The sequence below is a fragment of the Rathayibacter sp. AY2B7 genome, from assembly GCF_002931635.1.
In the GTDB taxonomy this organism is placed as follows: Bacteria; Actinomycetota; Actinomycetes; order Actinomycetales; family Microbacteriaceae; genus Rathayibacter.
On the sequence record NZ_PSUC01000008.1, the window covers coordinates 51121 to 68452 of the forward strand.

Here is a 17332-nt window from a genome sequence, read left to right on the forward strand (position 1 = left end):
GCCCGGCCGCACGACTCCCCCGTCCCGGGCGTCCGTCAGCGGGTGCTCAGCGCTCGCCCCGCTCCCGGTGCACAGGACTCGGGCGGCCCCCGCGGACGGGAGCGGCGTCAGCCGTGCGCCGCGAGCCGAGTGCGCTGGGGCACCAGGAGCTCGAGCAGCTCCTCGACCCCGTCGACCCGCTGCGGCTCGACCGGGTGCCCCGGTCCGCACGGCTTGTAGGCGGGCGGATCCACGTTCAGGACGTGCCCGACGGGCCGCCCCTTCTCCCAGACCGTGAGGAGGAAGGCCCCGTCCCGCTCGTCGGGGACGCCGATCTCGAAGACCCGGCCGCGCACGATGGCGCACTGCGGCTCCTTGCGCGCGAGGCGCACCCAGAAGGGATGGTCTCCGGTCATGGTGTCCGTCCTCCCCGGCCGACCCGCGGCCGTGCCCGTAGCGGTCGACCGGTGATCGTGTCGCCGGCGACCCGCAGGGCCACGGTACGTCCGCCTCCCCTCAGCCGATCAGGGGGTTCACTGCGGAGCCTCGCAGTGGTAGCGGACGCCGGTCGCGCCCGGACGCGCACCACGGGGAACCACTCACCGCTCGGAGGAGTCCTCGTAGTCGGCACCACTGGTCAGCTCGCCGTCGCCGGGCTGCACGGGATGCTCGCCGGTGAGCGCGTCGATCCGCTCGCGCAGCCGTGCCACCTCCGCCGCGTTGTCCGGTTCGGGCAGGTCGCTCGGCGTGGTCTCGACGATGAGGGCGGCCGCGGCGTTCACGAGGAAGGTGGCGTCGACCGTCCCGCCGTCGGCGCCGATCCCCGTGTACTCGACGGTGTCGGCCGCGCCCTTCGCGGCGAGGGCGACGGCGTACTCGACGAGCGCGTCGGCCGCCTCGTCCCCCACGAGGATCGTCTTGTCGGCGAAGAGGATGTGCTTCATGCCGTCCATGCTCGGCAGTGCCGGCTGCGTGGAGGGAGAAAATTGACAGAGGACCGCCGCTGACGGAAGACCTGGACAGATCGAGCAGAGAATGGCAGACCGGGTTGTCGGATCCCTCCGGTCTGCGGAAGGGTGGTGGCCACGGTGGGGCGCCTGCCGAGCGGAGATCAGGGGCTGGAGACGCCGATGGGGAAGCTGCACTACGACGGGACCGTCGAGATCGATTTCGAGGACCGCGTGCTCGCGCACCTGCAGATCGTCATCACCGCGAAGCTGCGCCGCAACGAGTCGTTCCTGCTCAGCTGGCGCGACGACCACAGCATGGGCGACGGCCGCAGCGCGATCTGGATCCACCCCTCCCACGCGCTCCGCTACAAGTACTTCGGCGGCCGGATGCCCCGCATCAACCCCGCCTGGATCTCCGCGCTCACCGACCTCGCGAACTCCGCGGGCGGGCTGTACGTGATCTCGGAGCCCGCCGAACCGGTGCGTCCTCCGGCGAAGGGCGATCAGCTGTGAAGCGCATCGACCTGATCTACAACGGCACCGCCTACACGGTCAACAACAGGAGCCTCGACGAGTTCCGCGCCGAGGTCGAGGCCGCCCTGGCCTCCCCGACCCCGCAGTGGCTGACCGTCAACTACGGCGAGGGTCGCGCGAACCCGGCGCTCCTCCTCATCACGCCGTACACCCCGCTGTCGATCATCACGAACGACTTCGACGAGCTCAACGCAGAGTACGAGTAGCGGCGGACCTCCGAGAGGTCAACCACGTCGTCCGGTCGATCCGCGCCCCGTACCGTCGGGCAGGACCTCGTCGACGTCGTGCGCGGACCCCGCACGGCGACACCCGATCGACACCTCCCGCGCCTCGGCGCACGACAACGGCCGCGGACACCCGGCCAGGAGCCGTGATGACAGATCCCGCCTTCGCCGTCCTCGACGACCTCATCGCCGCCCTCGAGCGTCCCGGCTCGATCGACCCCGGCCTGAGCCGCTCCGTCGCCGTGCAGGCCGCCGTCCTCCGGCTCCCGTCGCCCCGCACCATGCACCGTCCGCGCCCGACGAGCCGCTTCACGGGCCGTCGCCTCGTGCGCCCGGGCAGCGCAGCCAGGCGGGCTCCCGCGCGTCACCGCGTCGTGGTCCCCGCCGGTCCGGCGGAGCGTCGCTCCGAGCGGAGCCGACGGCTAAAATGGGCGCGGTGACCGACTCCGACGCTCTCTGCGACCCGTATCTGCGCGGGTATCCGATCGACGGCGTCGCGATCTCCACGGTCGGCAGCCCCTTCGGCGGCGAGACCGTCGCCGCGAGCGACAGCACCGCGAGCCGGCTGGACGAGATCCAGATCGACCTCGGCGAGGGCCCGTGCTGGGAGGCGATCCGCGCTGCCGGCCCCGTCTCGGTGCCGGACACCGGCGCGGAGGAGCGCTGGCCGCTCTTCACCGAGGCGATCGGCCCCACGGCGGTGCGCGCGGTCTTCGCCTTCCCGCTCTCGATCGCGGGGCTCTCGATCGGCGCGGTCGACCTCTACTCCCGCCGCCCCACGTCGCTCAGCGACTCCCTCCTCGGCCGGATCAGCGCCTCGACCACCGCGACGGCGCTGCTGGTGCTTGCCGCGGTGCTGCGCGACAACGAGGTCGAGGAGAGCACGAATCCGCGCTCGCGACGCGTGGTGCACCAGGCGACCGGCATGATCATCGCGCGCTACGGCAGCACGGCCGAGGAGGCGCAGCTGCTGCTGCGCGCCCACGCCTTCGCCCAGCAGCGCTCCGTCGTCGATGTCGCCTCCGGCATCGTGGCCCGGCACGACGGGTTCCCCGACCGCCCTCTCACCGCCCAGGACGACACATGGTGACGAACTCCCGCGAGCGCAGCGTCATCCAGACGTTCGTCGCCCTCTCCGACACGCTGGTCGACGACTACGACGTCGTCGACTTCACCCAGACCCTCGTGGAGAGCAGCGCGACCCTCTTCGACGCCGTCTCGGCGGGGCTCGTCCTCGCCGACTCCACCGGCTCCCTCGAGGTGCTCGCCTCCACGGACGAGGACACCCGGCTGATCGAGCTGCTCCAGCTCGACAGCGGGTCGGGCCCGTGCATCCAGTGCTTCGAGACCGGGCGGCCGGTGATCGTCGAGGACGCCCGTGCCGTGGGCGAGGAGTGGGCGGAGTTCCGGACGCTGGCGGTCGAGCTCGACGTGCTCTCGGCGCACTGCGTGCCGATGCGGTCGGCGGGGGCGACGATCGGCTCCCTCAACCTCTTCCAGGCCCGGCCGGGGCGGCTCGATCCGGACGACATCGCGGTCGTGCAGGCGTTCGCCGACGTCGCGACGATCGGGATCCTGCACCAGCGTGCGCTCCAGCAGAGCACGGTCACCCAGGAGCAGCTGCAGCACGCCCTCGACAGCCGGGTGCTGATCGAGCAGGCGAAGGGGATCCTCGCCTACGCCCAACGCACCACGGTCGAGCAGGCCTTCGAGGTGCTGCGGGTCCGCGCGCGAGCGACGTCGACCCCGATCACGACGCTCGCCCAGGAGATCATCCGCGACTACCGGCGCTGACGCTCCGCGCCCGCGGAGCAGGAGCGGGGCGCATCCGCGCCGGCGGCGCCGCGGCTCGGAGCTCAGTACTCGTTCTCGAGCTCCCACGTCGCGCGGGGGTCGACGTCCGAGGCGGGCACCGGTCCGCCCGCACTGTCGAGCGCGTCGAGGCGCTCGAGGATCTCGGCGCTCGACTCCGCCGCTGCGCTACCGGTCCCTGCGACCACCAGGGGGACGCCGAGCCCGACGGTGAGCGTCACGACGGAGGAGGGGGCCGAGTCGTCGGCGACGCTGACCGTGCTCATGCGGTGCTGCTGCGCGAGGGCGAGCGAGTAGCGGACGACGGCATCGGCGGTCGCGTCGTCGAGGGAGAGGGAGCCTCCTGTGTGGAAGAGCGTCGTCATGGTCAAGTCCTCGCAGGGCAGGCGGATGGGCATGGTTCCGTCGCCGGGGCCAGGATGCGGTGCGTTCACGCTACGCTCCGGGCGCTCGCGGGTGCAGGTCTTGCGCCGAATCGGGCCCCTGTCGCATGATTCGCTCCCGATGCCGGAGCAATTCCCCCATGGCTCTGAGGCGGCCCACATGTTAACGTGAACACACGCGTCGGTCCCCTCGGCTCGACGCATCCCTCCCCTGAAGGAAAGGTCTCGACGATGAGACGACGCTCCCCGGAGCCCCCTGCCGCCGCGCCTCGGCGCCGCGTGCGATCCCTCTTCCTCTCCGCTCTCGCTTGCACGAGCGTCGCCCTCACCGGCGCTCTCGTCCCCGTCTCGGCGCAGGCCGTCGACGTCCCGGCGCCCACCGCGCACTACGACATGTCGCACGCCGGCTCGGCCCTGCTCGACATCTCGGGCAACGGACGCAACGCCACCCTGACCGGCCTCACCGACGCGTCCTTCGCGAACGCCGGCGGCGACCAGGTCGCCCGGTTCAAGAACGACGGCTACGCGAGCCTGCCCCAGGGCCTGGTCACGGGAGCCGACAACGCGTTCGCCGTCGAGTACACGGTGAAGACGCAGACCACCGCCAACCAGTTCGGCTGGGTCATCGGCGACGGCGTCGGCCCGTGGAACACCACGCAGCTCGGCAACCACGTCTTCGTGAACCCGCGCAACCCCGATGGCTCGCCCAGCGGACAGGTCCTCGCGGGCATCCGCGTCAAGGAGCCCACCAGCAACGGCGAGACCCGCATGCCGTTCGGCGGCACGCTGAACCCCGGGTTCACGACGCTCACGCTCGTCGGCACCGGCACGGGGTCGAGCACCGTGCTGACCCTCTACCGCGACGGCACGCAGATCTCGACCGCGAACACCACGAAGTCGATGGCGAGCATCGTCCCGACCGGGTCCACGCTCGGCTACCTCGGCCGCTCGCTCTACTCCGGCGACGCGCTCGTGACCGCCGACGTCACCGACGTGAAGTTCTGGGACACCTCCCTCACCGCCGAGCAGGTCGCCTCGAGCATGCCGACCGCCGCGGCGAAGGCGTCCGCGACCTCCGCCCTGCTGCGCTCGGACATCCAGCCCGTCCTGCTGGCCGGCAACCCGTCGCTGACCCAGGTCTCCTCGAACCTGACGCTGCCCGCCTCCAGCAGCGGCGTCCCGCTCACCTGGACCTCCTCGAACAGCGCGGTCGTCTCGGCCACCGGCGTCGTCTCGCGCTCGATCGCGCAGAACACCCCGGTCACCCTGACGGCGACCACCGCCCAGGGCGCGACGATCGCCTTCGAGGTGGTCGTGCTCGCCCCGAGCATCAACGACGACCTCGACGCGCTGAAGCTCGCCACGCGCACCACCGAGAACCTCCCCCTCGCGGTGAAGGGCGCCCGGAACGGCACCGACATCACCTGGACCTCCTCGGACCCGGCCCTCGTCACGCCGACGAACACCTCCTACGCGGCTCCGGCGGTCGGCGCGGCCGACCCCTACCGCGGCGGCGGCGTCGTCACCCGGCCGGCCTACGGCTCCGGGGACAGGACCGTCACCCTCACCGCCACGGCCACCCTCAACGGCGTCACCGAGACGCGCACCTTCACGCTGACGGTCGCCGAGCTCGGCCGCACCGCTCCCGACGCGGGCTACGCCTCGGCGTACTTCAAGTCGGACGGCGACGAGAAGATCTACCAGGCCGCGACCTCGGGCAACGACTTCTTCACCTTCTCGCCGGTCAACGGCGGCAAGGCGGTCATCACCTCGACGACCGACACGAAGGGCCTGCGCGACCCGTTCATCCTCCGCTCGCACAACGGCGACAAGTACTACATGGTCGCCACCGACCTCTGCATCTCCTGCGGCACCGGCTGGGGCGACGCCCAGTCCAAGGGCAGCCTGAAGATCGAGGTCTGGGAGTCGACCGACCTGGTGCAGTGGACCCGCACCAACGGCGCCGACACCGGCATCACGGTGAACCAGCCGGCCGCCGGAATGACCTGGGCGCCCGAGGCGTACTGGGACGACGCCCTGCAGTCCTACGTCGTGTTCTTCTCCTCGCGCCTCTACTCCGACGCGACGAAGACCAACAGCGACAAGCTCTACTCCCGCGTCTTCTCCGTGATCACCCGCGACTTCCGCACCTTCACCGCTCCTCCCGCCACCTGGCAGGACACCGGCTACGCGCGGATCGACTCGACGATCACGAAGATCGGCGACTACTACTACCGCTTCACCAAGAACGAGGAGGGCGGCGCCGCCGGAACCCTCGAGGCCGGGAAGGACATCTTCCTCGAGAAGTCGAAGGTCCTGACCGCCGGGACGACCTCCTCCAACTGGAGCGCCGACCCGAACACCACCTGGCAGCTCACCGACACCCGGATGACCTCGCTCGAGACCGGCCAGGCCGGTGAGGGACCCGAGATCATCAAGCTGAACGCGGGCGACCCGAACGACACCACCGGCACGGGCGACGGCTACGCCTTCCTCGTCGACAACTACGGCGACGGCGGCTACAAGGCCTTCCTCACCTCCGGAGCGGCCATCGCCGGCAGCTCGCAGACGAACCGCCTCTCGCAGTCGGCCGACTGGAACGTCTCGCCCAAGAGCCGCGCCGGCCTCCCGGCCAGCCCGCGGCACGGTGCGTTCGTGAGCGTCCCGCAGACGGTCCTCACCGCCATGAAGAACTGGACCGGCGTCACCGCCGTCGACTCCACCACGACCCTCACCGCCGACGGCCGCACGGTCACGGCGACGGTCGCGGCGGCCGACAAGGGCGACGTCGTCGGCTCGGTCACCTTCACCGGCGGCTCGTGGACCTCGACCGTCCCGCTCTCCGGCGGCTCGGCGAGCGTCTCGGTCCCGGCGGGCGTGACCGGCGTCACGGCCTCCTACACCGGGTACGCGGACAAGCTGGTGCGCACGTCGGTCTCGGCCGTCGTCCCGCTGGACACCCTCGAGCTCGTCCCCGCGGTCGCCACGCGCTGCGTCGCCGGCAAGATCGTGCTCACCGCGACCGTGAAGAACACCGACACCGCTGCCGCGGACGTCACGATCACCTCGGCCTACGGCTCGAAGTCGTTCACCGCGGTCGCACCCGGATCGTCCGCCTCCGCCGCCTTCACCACCCGCCTGGCCTCGATGCCGGCCGGCACGGTGACGGTGACCGGATCGGCGACCGGCCAGCCCGCGTTCACCGCGACGGTCCCCGTGGCCGCCGCGCGCTGCTGACGCACTGACGACGAAGGGCCCCCTCCTGCGCTCGCGCGGGAGGGGGCCCTTCGTCGTCCCGGGTCAGACGGTGGGAGCGAGCAGGTCCGCGTGGTGGACGGCCGCCACGTTCGGGTGGGCCCGGAGGCGGTAGCGCAGCGCGTTCTCGCCGTAGGTCTCGAGGATCGGCGCGTTCGTCGGGTCGACCGAGAGGCCGGACTTGAGCTCCTCGGGCAGCGGGAGCGAAGGCATGGTGGCCGAGAGCGCGGGATTGAAGAAGAACGGGATCGAGATCCGGTCCGTCCCGATCAGCGGCGAGATCACGCGGTGCAGCGTGGCCTTGAGGTAGCCGCCCGTGGCGAGCTCCAGCATCTCGCCGATGTTGACGACGAACGCGCCCTCCATCGCGGGTGCCTCGATCCACGAGCCGTCGTGCTCGACCTGCAGGCCGCCCTTGCCGGGCTCGACCAGCAGCAGCGTCAGCACGCCGCCGTCGCGGTGCGCGCCCACGCCCTGCTTGGGCTCCGGGTCGGAGGTGCCCGGGTAGCGGACGACCTTCACCAGCGAGAACGGCCGCTCGGCGAACGCCTCGTCGAACACGTCCTCCGGGGCGTCGAGCGCGACGGCCCAGGTGCGCAGCAGCCGGATGGCGACCGCAGCGAGCTCCGCGTGCCAGCGCTCGAAGACCTCGCGGAACTCCGGCAGCGCCTCGGGCCAGAGGTTCGGCCCCTCGAGGCGCTCGTAGTCGGCGACGCCGGGCCCGGCGGGAACGGCCGGTCGGTCGATGCCGATGTCGACCTGCTCGCGGTAGTCGACGTCGCCGTTGGTGAGCTCGGCGCCGAAGCGGGTGTAGCCGCGGAACTGCGGGCTGAGGGTGTTCTCGATCGCGAGCTTCTCCTCCTCCGGCAGGTCGAAGAAGCGGCGGGAGACGGCGACGACGTCGTCGAGGAGGTCCTGGGGCACGCCGTGGCCGACGAGGTAGAAGAAGCCCACGTCGTGCGTGGTCTCCCGGAGGTCGCGGCGGAAGGCGGCGGCCTCCGCCTCCCCCTGGTCGAGGCGGGACAGGTCGAGGATCGGCAGGGAATCGGTCATGCACCGACTCTCGCGCACGAACCTGCACAGCAGTCGATTGTTACGACAACCAAAACCGCGGGCCCCGCCACGGCGCGGAAGAGGGTTCCTCCGCGCCGCGACCGGGCCCGCCGTGAGCGCCGAGTGTTACGGCGTGGGCATGCCGCCGTTGACGTGCAGCGTCTCGCCGACGACGTAGCTCGACTCCGGGGAGGCGAGGAACACGTAGGCGGGAGCGAGCTCGGCCGGCTGCCCCCAGCGTCCGAGCGGCGTCTGCGAGCCGACCTCGGGCAGCTTGTCGGACGGCTGACCGCCCGCGGTCTGCAGCGGCGTCCAGATCGGGCCCGGGGCGACGACGTTCACGCGGATCCCCTTGGGCGCGAGCTGCTGCGCGAGCGCCTTCGAGAACGTGTTGATCGTGGCCTTCGTGCTGGCGTAGTCGACCAGCATCGGCGACGGCTGGTAGGCCTGGATCGACGAGGTGCTGATGATCGCGGAGCCGGGGGCGAGGTGCGGCACGGCCGCCTTCGTCATCCAGAACATCGCGTAGACGTTGGTCTTGAAGGTCTCGTCGAACTGCTCGTCCGAGAGCTCGAGGAAGTCCTCGACGTGCTGCTGCTTGCCCGCGTTGTTGACGAGGATGTCCAGTCCGCCGAGGCCCTCGACGGCCTTCGCGACGGCGCCCACGGCGAAGTCGTGGTCGGTGATGTCGCCGGGGATGGCCACGGCGGTGCGGCCGGCCTCCTCGATCAGCGCGACGACCTTCTTCGCGTCGGACTCCTCCTCGGGGAGGTAGACGATCGCGACGTCGGCGCCCTCGCGGGCGTAGGCGATGGCGACGGCCGCGCCGATGCCCGAGTCGCCTCCGGTGACGAGCGCCTTGCGCCCGGTGAGGCGGCCGGAGCCGCGGTAGGTCGACTCGCCGCGGTCGGCGGGGTCGTCCATCTTCGAGTCGAGGCCGGAGCCCTCCTGGTACTGGGCCTCCGTGTCGATGTCGGCGAACATCGCGGTCGGGTCTTGGAACGTGTACTGGTCGTTCTGCGGGGTCTGGTCGTTCTGCGAGGTCATGTCTCGACGCTAGGCGCGCGGGATCGGCGACCGCGCGTGCTTGACAGCCCCGATCCGCCAGGACACAGGAGGTCTTCAGGAGCCGCGGAGCCCCCCGGATCGGGGAGAATGGTGCGGTGACCCGCGACGACTCCCTGTCCTTCGACACCACGGCGCCGCTGCCCGGCTGGCAGCACGCCTACTCCGGCAAGGTGCGCGACCTCTACACCCCCGACGACGCCGAACCCGTGCTCGGCGCCGACCGCATGCTCGTCGTCGCCAGCGACCGGGTCAGCGCGTACGACGCGGTCCTCGAGCCCGGGATCCCCGGCAAGGGCGAGCTGCTGACCACGCTCTCCCTCTGGTGGTTCGCGCAGCTCGCCGACGTCCCGAACCACCTGATCCCGGGCGACATCCCCGAGGCGGTCCGCGGCCGGTCGATGCTGGTGAAGACGCTCGACATGTTCCCGATCGAGTGCGTCGTGCGCGGCTACCTCTCCGGCAGCGGCTGGAAGGAGTACCGGGAGACCGGCTCCGTCTGCGGCGTCCCGCTCCCCGGGGGCCTCCAGGACGGCGACGCGCTCCCCGAGCCGATCTACACCCCGGCGTGGAAGGCCCCGCAGGGCGAGCACGACGAGAACATCACCTTCGAGCGCACGGTCGAGATCGTCGGGGAGGAGGCTGCGGAGGCGCTGCGCACCCTCTCGCTCGCGGTCTTCCGCGAGGCGTCCACCGTCGCCCTGGCCCGCGGCGTGCTGCTGGCCGACACCAAGTTCGAGTTCGGGGTCGACCGCGCGACCGGCGTCGTCACCCTCGGCGACGAGGTCCTCACCAGCGACTCCTCCCGCTACTGGGACGCCGACGACTACGACGCCGGCATCCGCGGCCGCTCGTTCGACAAGCAGATCGTGCGCGACTGGCTCTCCGACAACTGGGACGGCCAGGGCCTCCCGCCGACCCTCCCGTCCGAGATCGTCGAGCGCACGGCCGCGCGCTACCGCGAGCTCATCGAGCGCTTGACGCGCTGAGGCGCCGGAACGACCGGTGGACGATCACCACTCCCGCGTCCGGCTGGAGGCCCGCGGCGAGGATCCGGATGAGGCGCGGCACAGTCTCGCGCGGCTCTACAACGGCGACGAATGGCGCGCCGCCACCACCGCAGCCGACTTCAGCTACCGCTACGCCGCGATCGGCGACCGCGGGATGACCCTCCGCACCTCGCGGATGTCCGGCCGCCTCGCCGGCGGCGTGGGCGACTCGGACGACGTCGTCGTGCAGTGGATCGTGGGCGGCTCCGCACGCATCGACGTCGGCCGCGCCTCGATCACGATGGAGGAGAACCGCCCGGTCCTCTTCCCCGTCGGCCGGCCGTTCGCCTTCGACTACGTCGACTTCGACCAGCGCCTGGTGCACCTCGACCGGGGAGTGGTCGACCGCGTCGCCGGCGAGCGGGGCCTCGTCGGGTCCCTCGTCTTCGACCCCGAGCACCGCCCCGACACCGCGGCGATCCGCCGCTGGCGCACGGCCGTCGCCGACTCCGCCCGCGCGCTGCGCAGCGAGCGCGTCGAGCCGCTGCTCTGGGACGAGCTCACCCGTGCCACGGCCTCCGCCCTGCTCGACCTCTACCCCCCGGAGTCGGCGCCGGTCCCGCCGGAGCTCCTCGCCCCCCGGAACGCGCGGGTCCGGACGGCCGTCGAGTACGTGCACGCCCACTGCGGCGAGCCGATCGGCCCGGCCGAGATGGCGGCGGCGTCGGGCCTGACCGTCCGGGGCCTGCAGTCCGCGTTCCAGCGGGTGCTCGGGATGCGCCCGATCGCCTACCTGCGGCTGGTGCGGCTCGACCGGGCCCGGGAGGAGCTCGCCGTGAGCCCGCCCCACGGGACGACGGTCGCCGCCGTCGCCCGGCACTGGGGCTTCGGGAACGCGGGCCGCTTCAGCGCGGCCTACGCGGAGCGGTTCGGCGAGTCGCCGAGCGCCACCCTGCAGAGCTGATCAGTCGACGAGCTCGGGCGGCGGCTGCCCCTCGAGGATGCGGCTGAGGCCGTCGAGCAGCACCGCCACGGTCGCGGCCTCCGACTCGGGCACCTTCGCGACCATCGCGCGGATCTGCTCGTAGGTCGGGTCGTCGGTGCCGACGATGGCCTTCTGCGCGCGCTCCGTCAAGCAGAGGATGCGGCCGCGGCCGTCGGACGGGTCGGGAGTGCGGTCCACGTAGCCGGCGCGGGCGAGGCGGTCGACGAGGAGGGAGACGGCCGCCGTCGTGATCGACAGGGCCGCGGACAGGTCGACGGCGCGGACGATCTCGTCGCGCCGCTCCCCGACCCCGATCAGCCGCAGGGCCGCGAGATCCGTGGCGCCTATGCCCAGGCGGCGCTCCACGCGGCCGTCGTAGTCGCGCTCCGCCGTGCGCAATCGCGTGAGCAGGGCGAACAGGTCTGGCCGAGCGTCCATCGAGGTGCACCTTCCGAGCGGCAGGCGCCCCGGACGGGAACTCGCTGCACCCATCGAACCACTTCTCCGGCGATCGGACGGCGTGTGTCCCGAAAGCGCAGTCGGCGCCGAGACTGTTAGTCAACCGACTTAGCAATACCTAGTGTCGACGGTGCGGCACGCCTTCCGTGCGCCGCCGACGGTGAGGAGGTGCGCGCGATGGGACGACTGCTCTACGGCGCACCCGCCAGCTCGCACTCCTTCGAGGACCGCGCCCTGGCCCACCTCCAGACCGTGATCACCTCGCGGTTCCGCCGCGGCGAGGGCTTCCTCCTGACGATCGAGGACGCCGAGGGCCGCCGGTCCGAACTGTGGCTCCACCCCGGCATCCCCACCCGCTACGAGTACGACGGCACCGCCGCGATCGAGCTGAACCCGCACTGGCTGCGCGAGCTCTCGAACGCCTCGAACGGCCGCCTCGGCCTCCACCTCCTCCCCGAAACCTCGTCGCCCGACGACCTCTCCGTGAAGAAGATCCCCGCATGAGCGACCACAACGGCACACTGTTCCGGCGCGGAGGCACCGTCCGCTTCGTCCGCTGGATCTCCTCCCGCGACGGCGGCTGGGCCCCCGAGATCGTGCAGGGGCGCTACCTCGAGCGCGACGACCGCGGCTGGCTGGTCGAGATCGAGGGCACCCCGACGGTGCTCGCGAAGGACGACTGGGCCGTCTACCGCTGACCGGCCGTGCGCTCGGCGTACTGTTGAGCAGGTGCGTTCTCGTGATCGCCGCGGCATCACCTCGGCTCCCCTCCTCCTGACGACCATCGGAACGACGAGCCTCGTCTTCCTCTGCGCGTTCGAGTCGCTCGCCGTGACGACGATCATGCCGATCGTCAGCGCCGATCTCGACGGCCGCGCCCTCTACCCCCTGGCCTTCGCGGCGACGCTCGCCGCCGCCGTGGTCGGGATGGTCGCGGCCGGCTCCTCGGCCGACCGCCGCGGCCCGACGCCGTCGCTCGTGGTCGCGATCCTGCTCTTCACCCTGGGTCTCGTCGCCGCGGGTGCCGCGCAGTCGATGCCGGTCTTCGTGGCGGCCCGCCTGCTGCAGGGGCTGGGCAGCGGAGGGATCACCGTCACCCTCTACGTGCTCGTCGCGCGGGTCTACCCGAGCGAGCTGCATCCGAGGATCTTCGGCGCCTTCGCCGCGGCCTGGGTCGTGCCGTCGCTGGTGGGGCCGCTGGTGGCCGGAGTCGTCGCCGAGCTCGCGAGCTGGCACTGGGTCTTCTTCGGAGTCGTCGCCCTGGTGGCCCTCGCGAGCGCCGCGATCGCGCCGACGCTCCGCTCGCTCGAGCCGCGCGAGCGCCTCCCCTTCGATCGCCGGGCCGTCGGCCGCATCGCCCGCGCCGTGGTCGTCTCGGCCGGAGTCGTCGTGCTGAGCACGAGCGCCGAGCTCGCGCCCGATCTCGCCGGGCTCCTGGCCGCGGCCGCCGTGGTGGTCGTGGTCGTGGCGGTTCGCGCGCTCCTGCCCGACGGCACGCTGCGCGCTCGGGGCGTCCTGCCGTCGGTGATCCTCCTCCGCGCCCTCGTCGCCGCGGCGTTCTTCGGCACCGAGGTCTACCTGCCGCTGCTGCTCTCGGAGCAGTACGGCCTGCCGCCCTGGCTCTCGGGCGCCATGCTCACCGCGGGCGCCGTCTCCTGGGCTCTCGGCTCGAACATCCAGGGACGCCCGGGTACCCGCCTCAGCCACGGCGGAGCGATGCGGCTCGGCACGTCGCTCGTGCTCGCCGGCATCGGAGTCGTGCTGCTCGTCACGGTGCTCGCCCTCAGCCCGATCGTCGCGGGCGTGGGCTGGTTCCTGGCCGGCGGCGGCATGGGCACGATGTTCCCGCGGATGGGGACGATGACGCTCGCGCTCTCCGCTCCGGGCCGGGAGGGCTTCAACAGCTCGGCCCTGCAGATCGCCGACTCGACCGGCGCCTCGGTCTCCCTCGCGCTGACGGGCCTCCTCGCGGCGGCGGTCACCGGCCTGATCGGGGCCGGGACCGGGGTCTTCGCCGCGACCTTCTCGTACGCCGCGCTGATCGCGATCGTCGCGGTCGGTCTGGCCCGCCGGCTCGACAGGCTCCTGCGCCGCGAGGGACGCCGGGAGCCCGCCGAGCAGGCTCAGCTGTAGAGCGACTCCGGCACGTCGAGGCCGTAGATCGCGCGACCGGACGACCAGATCACCGAGCAGGCGGCCCGGAGCAGATCGGTCGCGTCGTCGCCGGCGTCCACGATCACCACGGAGTCGCCGTCGAGGCGGACCTTGGCGCCGCGGACGGCGTGCGTGCCGTTCCGCGAGACCGTCGTCGCCGGGTAGGGCAGGTGCAGCTCGCGCAGGTCGCCGAGGATGTACGTCGGCCGGAGCTTGGGCTCCGCGGCGAGGAGCTGCTTGGCCCGGTCGATCCCGGTGAGCACGTGGGCGCTCTCCATGTCTGCGCCGTTCGCGCCGGCGATGTCGGTGTCGAGCCGGTCGCCGAGGAACAGCGGGTTCGTCGAGCCGAAGCGCGCGGTCGCCGCGTCGAAGATGGCCCGCTCGGGCTTGCCCGCGACGACCGGGAGCCGACCGACCGCGGTGTGCACGGCCGAGACGAGGGTCCCGTTGCCCGGGGCGATGCCGCGGGCGACGGGGATCGTCCAGTCGGTGTTCGTCGCGACCCACGGGATCCCCGTGTGGAGCGCGAACGAGGCCTCGGCCAGCTGCTCCCAGCCGACCGTGGGTGCGAAGCCCTGGATGACCGCCGCCGGCGAGTCCTCCGCGCTGCGCGTCACGGTGAACCCGGCGCGCTCGACCTCGGAGGTGAGGCCCTCCGCCCCGACGACGAGGATCGTCGAGCCGGCCGGCACCAGGTCGGCGAGCAGCACGACCGCCGCCTGGGGGGAGGTGACGACGTCCTCGGGCCGGACGCTCAGCCCCAGCTCGGAGAGGTGCCCGGCGACGGAGGCGTCCGTGCGGGAGGCGTTGTTGGTGATGTAGCCGACCCGCAGCGTCTCGGCCGCGCGGTTGAGGCTCTCCACCGCGAAGGGGATCGCGTCGGCGCCCTTGTAGACGACCCCGTCGAGATCGGCCAGGACGGAGTCGCGGCCGTCGAGCGGAGTGGGCTCAGTCCTGCTGCTGCGGAACATCGGCGTCCTCCTCGGTGGTGTCGGCGGATCCGACCGACTCGTCGGCGGTCGGCTCAGCGGAGTCGAGAGCCTCATCCGGGTCCGTCTCGGCGAGATCGTCGGACTCGAGGGACTCGTCCGCGAAGGTCGGCTCGTCCGTGTCGACGAGGTCGGCCTCGGCGTCAGCGGTCGCAGCGGCGTCGTCCGTGTCCGCGTCGTCATCGTCGGCGATCTCCTCGGAGACGGTCCGCCGGGCGTCGTCCTCGTCCGCGTCGTCGACGGCGGTCGGGTCGTCCTCGTTCTCGTCGTCCAGGTAGTCGTCCGCGTCGTCGACCGCGGTCCCTTCCTCGGCGCGATCGGGAGCGGACGCGGCGCCGGCCGACTCGTGCTCCTCCTCGATCACCTCGATCGTCTCGTCGTCACCGCCGCCCTCGGCCGCGAAGACGGCCTGCGCCGCGATGTCGGCGCGACGCTGCCACTCCGCGGCCTCGTCGGAACGGCCGACCTCGTCGAGGACGAGCGCGTAGGCAGCGAAGAGATCCGGGCTGTACGAGAACGCGCGGTCCGGGTCGAGCTGCGGGATCTCGAGCTCCATGAGAGCGAGCTCCGCCTGCCCGAGGTCGAGGCGGGCGCCGGACATGGCGATCGCCAGCGACACCTGCGCGCCGGGGCTCAGCGTGGTGCGGTCGATCGACCGTCCCAGCTCGAGCGCCTTGTCGGGTCGGCCGACGCCGCGCTCGGAGTCGACCATCAGCGGCACCTGCTCGTCCGAGCCGGAGATCCGACGGAAGGTCCGCAGCTCGCGCAGCGCCAGGGCGAAGTCGCCCGTCGCGTACGCCGAGATGGCCAGCGACTCGCGGACCACGGCGATGCGTCCCGCGCGACGAGCCGCCGAGAGCACGTGGCGGTGCGCCAGCTCGGGGTCCTCCTCGAGGAGGCGGCCGGCCATCACCAGGTGACGGGCGACCCATTCGGCGTTGTCCTTCGAGAGCGTGCGCAGCTCGTTGCGGGCGACCTTGTCGAGGTCCTTGGCCTGCACGTCGTCCGGAAGGTCCGGGTCGTCGTGGCGCGGACGCACCGACTGGAGGGAGCGCCGCTCGCGCTCCTCCTCGGTGAGCTCCGGCTCCTCGCGGGGGCCGCCGCGTCCGCCGCCGAAGCCCTCGCGTCCGCGTCCGCCGCCCTGGCGGTCTCCGCCGCCCCGACGATCGTCCGACCACGGCCTGCTTCCCCCATCGCGCGATCCACCGCGGAATGGCGGACGCGAGTCCCCGTCACGCTGCGGACGAGAGTCGCCACCACCACGGTAGGAAGGGCGGGAGTCACCATCCCGCTGCGGACGCGAATCTCCACCTCCACGGTAAGGAGGCCGGGAGTCCCCGTCACGCTGGGGACGCGAGTCGCCACCGCGATAAGGAGGCCGAGAGTCACCGTCCCGCTGCGGACGCGAGTCGCCACCGCGATAGGGAGGACGCGAGTCACCGTCCCGCTGCGGACGGGAGTCCCCACCGCCACGGTAAGGAGGACGCGAGTCCCCATCGCGCTGAGGACGGGAATCCCCACCCCCGCGGTAAGGAGGACGAGAGTCACTGTCACGCTGCGGACGCGAGTCGCCGCCACCGCGGTACGGAGGACGCGAGTCCCCATCACGCTGCGGACGCGAATCGCCACCGCCACGGTAAGGAGGACGGGAGTCCCCGTCGCGCTGCGGACGGGAATCGCCGCCACCGCGGTACGGAGGACGCGAGTCCCCATCACGCTGCGGACGCGAATCGCCACCGCCACGGTACGGAGGACGGGAGTCCCCATCACGCTGCGGACGCGAATCGCCGCCACCACGGTACGGAGGACGCGAGTCCCCATCACGCTGCGGACGGGAATCGCCACCGCCACGGTACGGAGGACGGGAGTCCCCGTCGCGCTGCGGACGGGAATCGCCACCGCCACGGTACGGAGGACGGGAGTCCCCGTCGCGCTGCGGACGCGAATCCCCACCACCGCGGTACGGAGGACGCGAGTCACCATCACGCTGCGGACGCGAATCGCCACCGCCACGGTACGGAGGACGGGAGTCCCCGTCGCGCTGCGGACGGGAGTCCCCGCCACCGCGGTACGGAGGACGCGAGTCACCATCACGCTGCGGACGGGAGTCGCCACCGCCACGATAGGGAGGACGAGCATCACCGTCGCGGCGGGGGCGGGAATCGCCCGAGCCCCCGCGATCGTTCGAGGAGCGGCCGGGGCCGCCGGCGCGAGGCGGCCGCTCGTCACGACGTCCGGAGTCCCGGTCGTTGCGGTCGGATCCTGAGTCGTCCATGCGTTCCTCGCCTGTCGTGGTGATGCTCTGTGGAGTTGACCCGCCCGAGGGCGGGGAGGACGGCCCTGACCGTCGCACCACCCTAACCCGCACCGCGCTCCAGTGAGCAGCGGGGATCCGAGGTAGTGGTTAAACAGCGATGGCCACCCATTTCTGGGTGGCCATCGTGAATGGTGTCCGGCGGTGTCCTACTCTCCCACAGGGTCCCCCCTGCAGTACCATCGGC

General features: G+C 72.1%; 19 protein-coding genes. 11 read left to right on the forward strand and 8 right to left on the reverse strand.

Going from position 1 to position 17332, the window contains the following annotated elements:
* Positions 1–107: 107 nt before the first annotated feature.
* A complete protein-coding gene (locus tag C5C27_RS03040) occupies positions 108–395 on the reverse strand; it encodes a hypothetical protein (protein ID WP_104313575.1) in 288 nt (95 codons plus the stop codon).
* Positions 396–578: 183 nt separating this feature from the next.
* Positions 579–923, reverse strand: coding sequence for a hypothetical protein (locus C5C27_RS03045; protein WP_146079592.1), 345 nt, complete (start codon positions 921–923; stop codon positions 579–581).
* Between the two features lie 186 nt (positions 924–1109).
* Between C5C27_RS03045 and C5C27_RS03050 the strand changes: the two genes are divergently transcribed.
* From C5C27_RS03050 to C5C27_RS03070, 5 genes are all read left to right on the forward strand, one after another.
* Positions 1110–1442: an ATP-dependent DNA ligase gene (locus C5C27_RS03050; RefSeq protein WP_104223784.1), complete on the forward strand. Its 333-nt coding sequence runs from the start codon at positions 1110–1112 to the stop codon at positions 1440–1442.
* A complete protein-coding gene (locus C5C27_RS03055; RefSeq protein ID WP_104247371.1) occupies positions 1439–1669 on the forward strand; it encodes a hypothetical protein in 231 nt (76 codons plus the stop codon). The genes C5C27_RS03050 and C5C27_RS03055 overlap by 4 nt, the downstream gene beginning before the upstream one ends.
* Before the next feature lie 167 nt (positions 1670–1836).
* Positions 1837–2127: a hypothetical protein gene (locus C5C27_RS03060; RefSeq protein ID WP_104233816.1), complete on the forward strand. Its 291-nt coding sequence runs from the start codon at positions 1837–1839 to the stop codon at positions 2125–2127.
* The gene (locus tag C5C27_RS03065) at positions 2124–2777 is read left to right on the forward strand and encodes a GAF and ANTAR domain-containing protein (protein WP_146079593.1); all 654 of its coding nucleotides are present in this window, start codon (positions 2124–2126) and stop codon (positions 2775–2777) included. The genes C5C27_RS03060 and C5C27_RS03065 overlap by 4 nt, the downstream gene beginning before the upstream one ends.
* Entirely contained in the window at positions 2771–3481 is a 711-nt protein-coding gene (locus C5C27_RS03070) for a GAF and ANTAR domain-containing protein (protein WP_104313576.1), read from the forward strand. Before C5C27_RS03065 ends, C5C27_RS03070 begins: the two co-directional genes overlap by 7 nt.
* Before the next feature lie 62 nt (positions 3482–3543).
* Here C5C27_RS03070 and C5C27_RS03075 read toward each other — a convergent pair whose 3' ends face one another.
* Positions 3544–3864 carry a hypothetical protein gene (locus C5C27_RS03075; protein WP_104239020.1) on the reverse strand — a complete coding sequence of 107 codons (321 nt, stop codon included), beginning with the start codon at positions 3862–3864 and terminating at the stop codon, positions 3544–3546.
* A gap of 297 nt (positions 3865–4161) precedes the next feature.
* Here C5C27_RS03075 and C5C27_RS03080 point away from each other — a divergent pair, with 297 nt between their 5' ends.
* A complete protein-coding gene (locus tag C5C27_RS03080) occupies positions 4162–7119 on the forward strand; it encodes an immunoglobulin-like domain-containing protein (RefSeq protein WP_258066482.1) in 2958 nt (985 codons plus the stop codon).
* A gap of 63 nt (positions 7120–7182) precedes the next feature.
* Here C5C27_RS03080 and C5C27_RS03085 read toward each other — a convergent pair whose 3' ends face one another.
* Both C5C27_RS03085 and C5C27_RS03090 read right to left on the reverse strand, forming a co-directional pair.
* Entirely contained in the window at positions 7183–8190 is a 1008-nt protein-coding gene (locus tag C5C27_RS03085; RefSeq protein WP_104256556.1) for an isopenicillin N synthase family oxygenase, read from the reverse strand.
* Between the two features lie 126 nt (positions 8191–8316).
* The gene (locus C5C27_RS03090; RefSeq protein ID WP_104223791.1) at positions 8317–9237 is read right to left on the reverse strand and encodes a glucose 1-dehydrogenase; all 921 of its coding nucleotides are present in this window, start codon (positions 9235–9237) and stop codon (positions 8317–8319) included.
* A gap of 116 nt (positions 9238–9353) precedes the next feature.
* Between C5C27_RS03090 and C5C27_RS03095 the strand changes: the two genes are divergently transcribed.
* A complete protein-coding gene (locus C5C27_RS03095) occupies positions 9354–10244 on the forward strand; it encodes a phosphoribosylaminoimidazolesuccinocarboxamide synthase (RefSeq protein ID WP_258066483.1) in 891 nt (296 codons plus the stop codon).
* Positions 10245–10260: 16 nt separating this feature from the next.
* Positions 10261–11208: a helix-turn-helix transcriptional regulator gene (locus C5C27_RS03100; protein WP_104313577.1), complete on the forward strand. Its 948-nt coding sequence runs from the start codon at positions 10261–10263 to the stop codon at positions 11206–11208.
* Here the strand turns inward: C5C27_RS03100 and C5C27_RS03105 are convergent, their stop codons facing one another.
* Positions 11209–11667 carry a MarR family winged helix-turn-helix transcriptional regulator gene (locus C5C27_RS03105; protein WP_159940166.1) on the reverse strand — a complete coding sequence of 153 codons (459 nt, stop codon included), beginning with the start codon at positions 11665–11667 and terminating at the stop codon, positions 11209–11211. It lies immediately after the preceding gene.
* 198 nt (positions 11668–11865) lie between these two features.
* Here C5C27_RS03105 and C5C27_RS03110 point away from each other — a divergent pair, with 198 nt between their 5' ends.
* Genes C5C27_RS03110 through C5C27_RS03120 form a run of 3 tightly spaced genes read left to right on the forward strand, consistent with a single transcriptional unit; the run spans position 11866 to position 13821 of the window.
* On the forward strand, positions 11866–12192 hold the full coding sequence (locus C5C27_RS03110) for a hypothetical protein (protein WP_104223794.1): 327 nt from the start codon (positions 11866–11868) through the stop codon (positions 12190–12192).
* Complete coding sequence (locus C5C27_RS03115; RefSeq protein ID WP_068256013.1) at positions 12189–12386, forward strand: hypothetical protein; 198 nt, start codon at positions 12189–12191, stop codon at positions 12384–12386. Before C5C27_RS03110 ends, C5C27_RS03115 begins: the two co-directional genes overlap by 4 nt.
* A gap of 31 nt (positions 12387–12417) precedes the next feature.
* Entirely contained in the window at positions 12418–13821 is a 1404-nt protein-coding gene (locus C5C27_RS03120) for an MFS transporter (RefSeq protein WP_258066484.1), read from the forward strand.
* On the opposite strand, the gene C5C27_RS03125 is transcribed toward C5C27_RS03120, so the two are convergent.
* Together C5C27_RS03125 and C5C27_RS03130 are read right to left on the reverse strand one after the other, a co-directional pair.
* A complete protein-coding gene (locus C5C27_RS03125; RefSeq protein WP_104226795.1) occupies positions 13812–14813 on the reverse strand; it encodes an HAD-IIA family hydrolase in 1002 nt (333 codons plus the stop codon). The genes C5C27_RS03120 and C5C27_RS03125 overlap by 10 nt on opposite strands.
* A complete protein-coding gene (locus tag C5C27_RS03130; RefSeq protein WP_104313578.1) occupies positions 14791–15870 on the reverse strand; it encodes a hypothetical protein in 1080 nt (359 codons plus the stop codon). Before C5C27_RS03130 ends, C5C27_RS03125 begins: the two co-directional genes overlap by 23 nt.
* Positions 15871–17332: the final 1462 nt, after the last annotated feature.

What these genes read in the sequence shown, in the direction of transcription:
- C5C27_RS03075 (WP_104239020.1), bottom strand. Translation starts at nt 3,864, where the DNA reads ATGACGACGCTCTTCCACACAGGAGGCTCCCTCTCCCTCGACGACGCG.
- C5C27_RS03085 (WP_104256556.1), bottom strand. Translation starts at nt 8,190, where the DNA reads ATGACCGATTCCCTGCCGATCCTCGACCTGTCCCGCCTCGACCAGGGG.
- C5C27_RS03050 (WP_104223784.1), top strand. Translation starts at nt 1,110, where the DNA reads ATGGGGAAGCTGCACTACGACGGGACCGTCGAGATCGATTTCGAGGAC.
- C5C27_RS03070 (WP_104313576.1), top strand. Translation starts at nt 2,771, where the DNA reads ATGGTGACGAACTCCCGCGAGCGCAGCGTCATCCAGACGTTCGTCGCC.
- C5C27_RS03040 (WP_104313575.1), bottom strand. Translation starts at nt 395, where the DNA reads ATGACCGGAGACCATCCCTTCTGGGTGCGCCTCGCGCGCAAGGAGCCG.
- C5C27_RS03115 (WP_068256013.1), top strand. Translation starts at nt 12,189, where the DNA reads ATGAGCGACCACAACGGCACACTGTTCCGGCGCGGAGGCACCGTCCGC.
- C5C27_RS03060 (WP_104233816.1), top strand. Translation starts at nt 1,837, where the DNA reads ATGACAGATCCCGCCTTCGCCGTCCTCGACGACCTCATCGCCGCCCTC.
- C5C27_RS03045 (WP_146079592.1), bottom strand. Translation starts at nt 923, where the DNA reads ATGAAGCACATCCTCTTCGCCGACAAGACGATCCTCGTGGGGGACGAG.
- C5C27_RS03105 (WP_159940166.1), bottom strand. Translation starts at nt 11,667, where the DNA reads ATGGACGCTCGGCCAGACCTGTTCGCCCTGCTCACGCGATTGCGCACG.
- C5C27_RS03125 (WP_104226795.1), bottom strand. Translation starts at nt 14,813, where the DNA reads ATGTTCCGCAGCAGCAGGACTGAGCCCACTCCGCTCGACGGCCGCGAC.
- C5C27_RS03110 (WP_104223794.1), top strand. Translation starts at nt 11,866, where the DNA reads ATGGGACGACTGCTCTACGGCGCACCCGCCAGCTCGCACTCCTTCGAG.
- C5C27_RS03090 (WP_104223791.1), bottom strand. Translation starts at nt 9,237, where the DNA reads ATGACCTCGCAGAACGACCAGACCCCGCAGAACGACCAGTACACGTTC.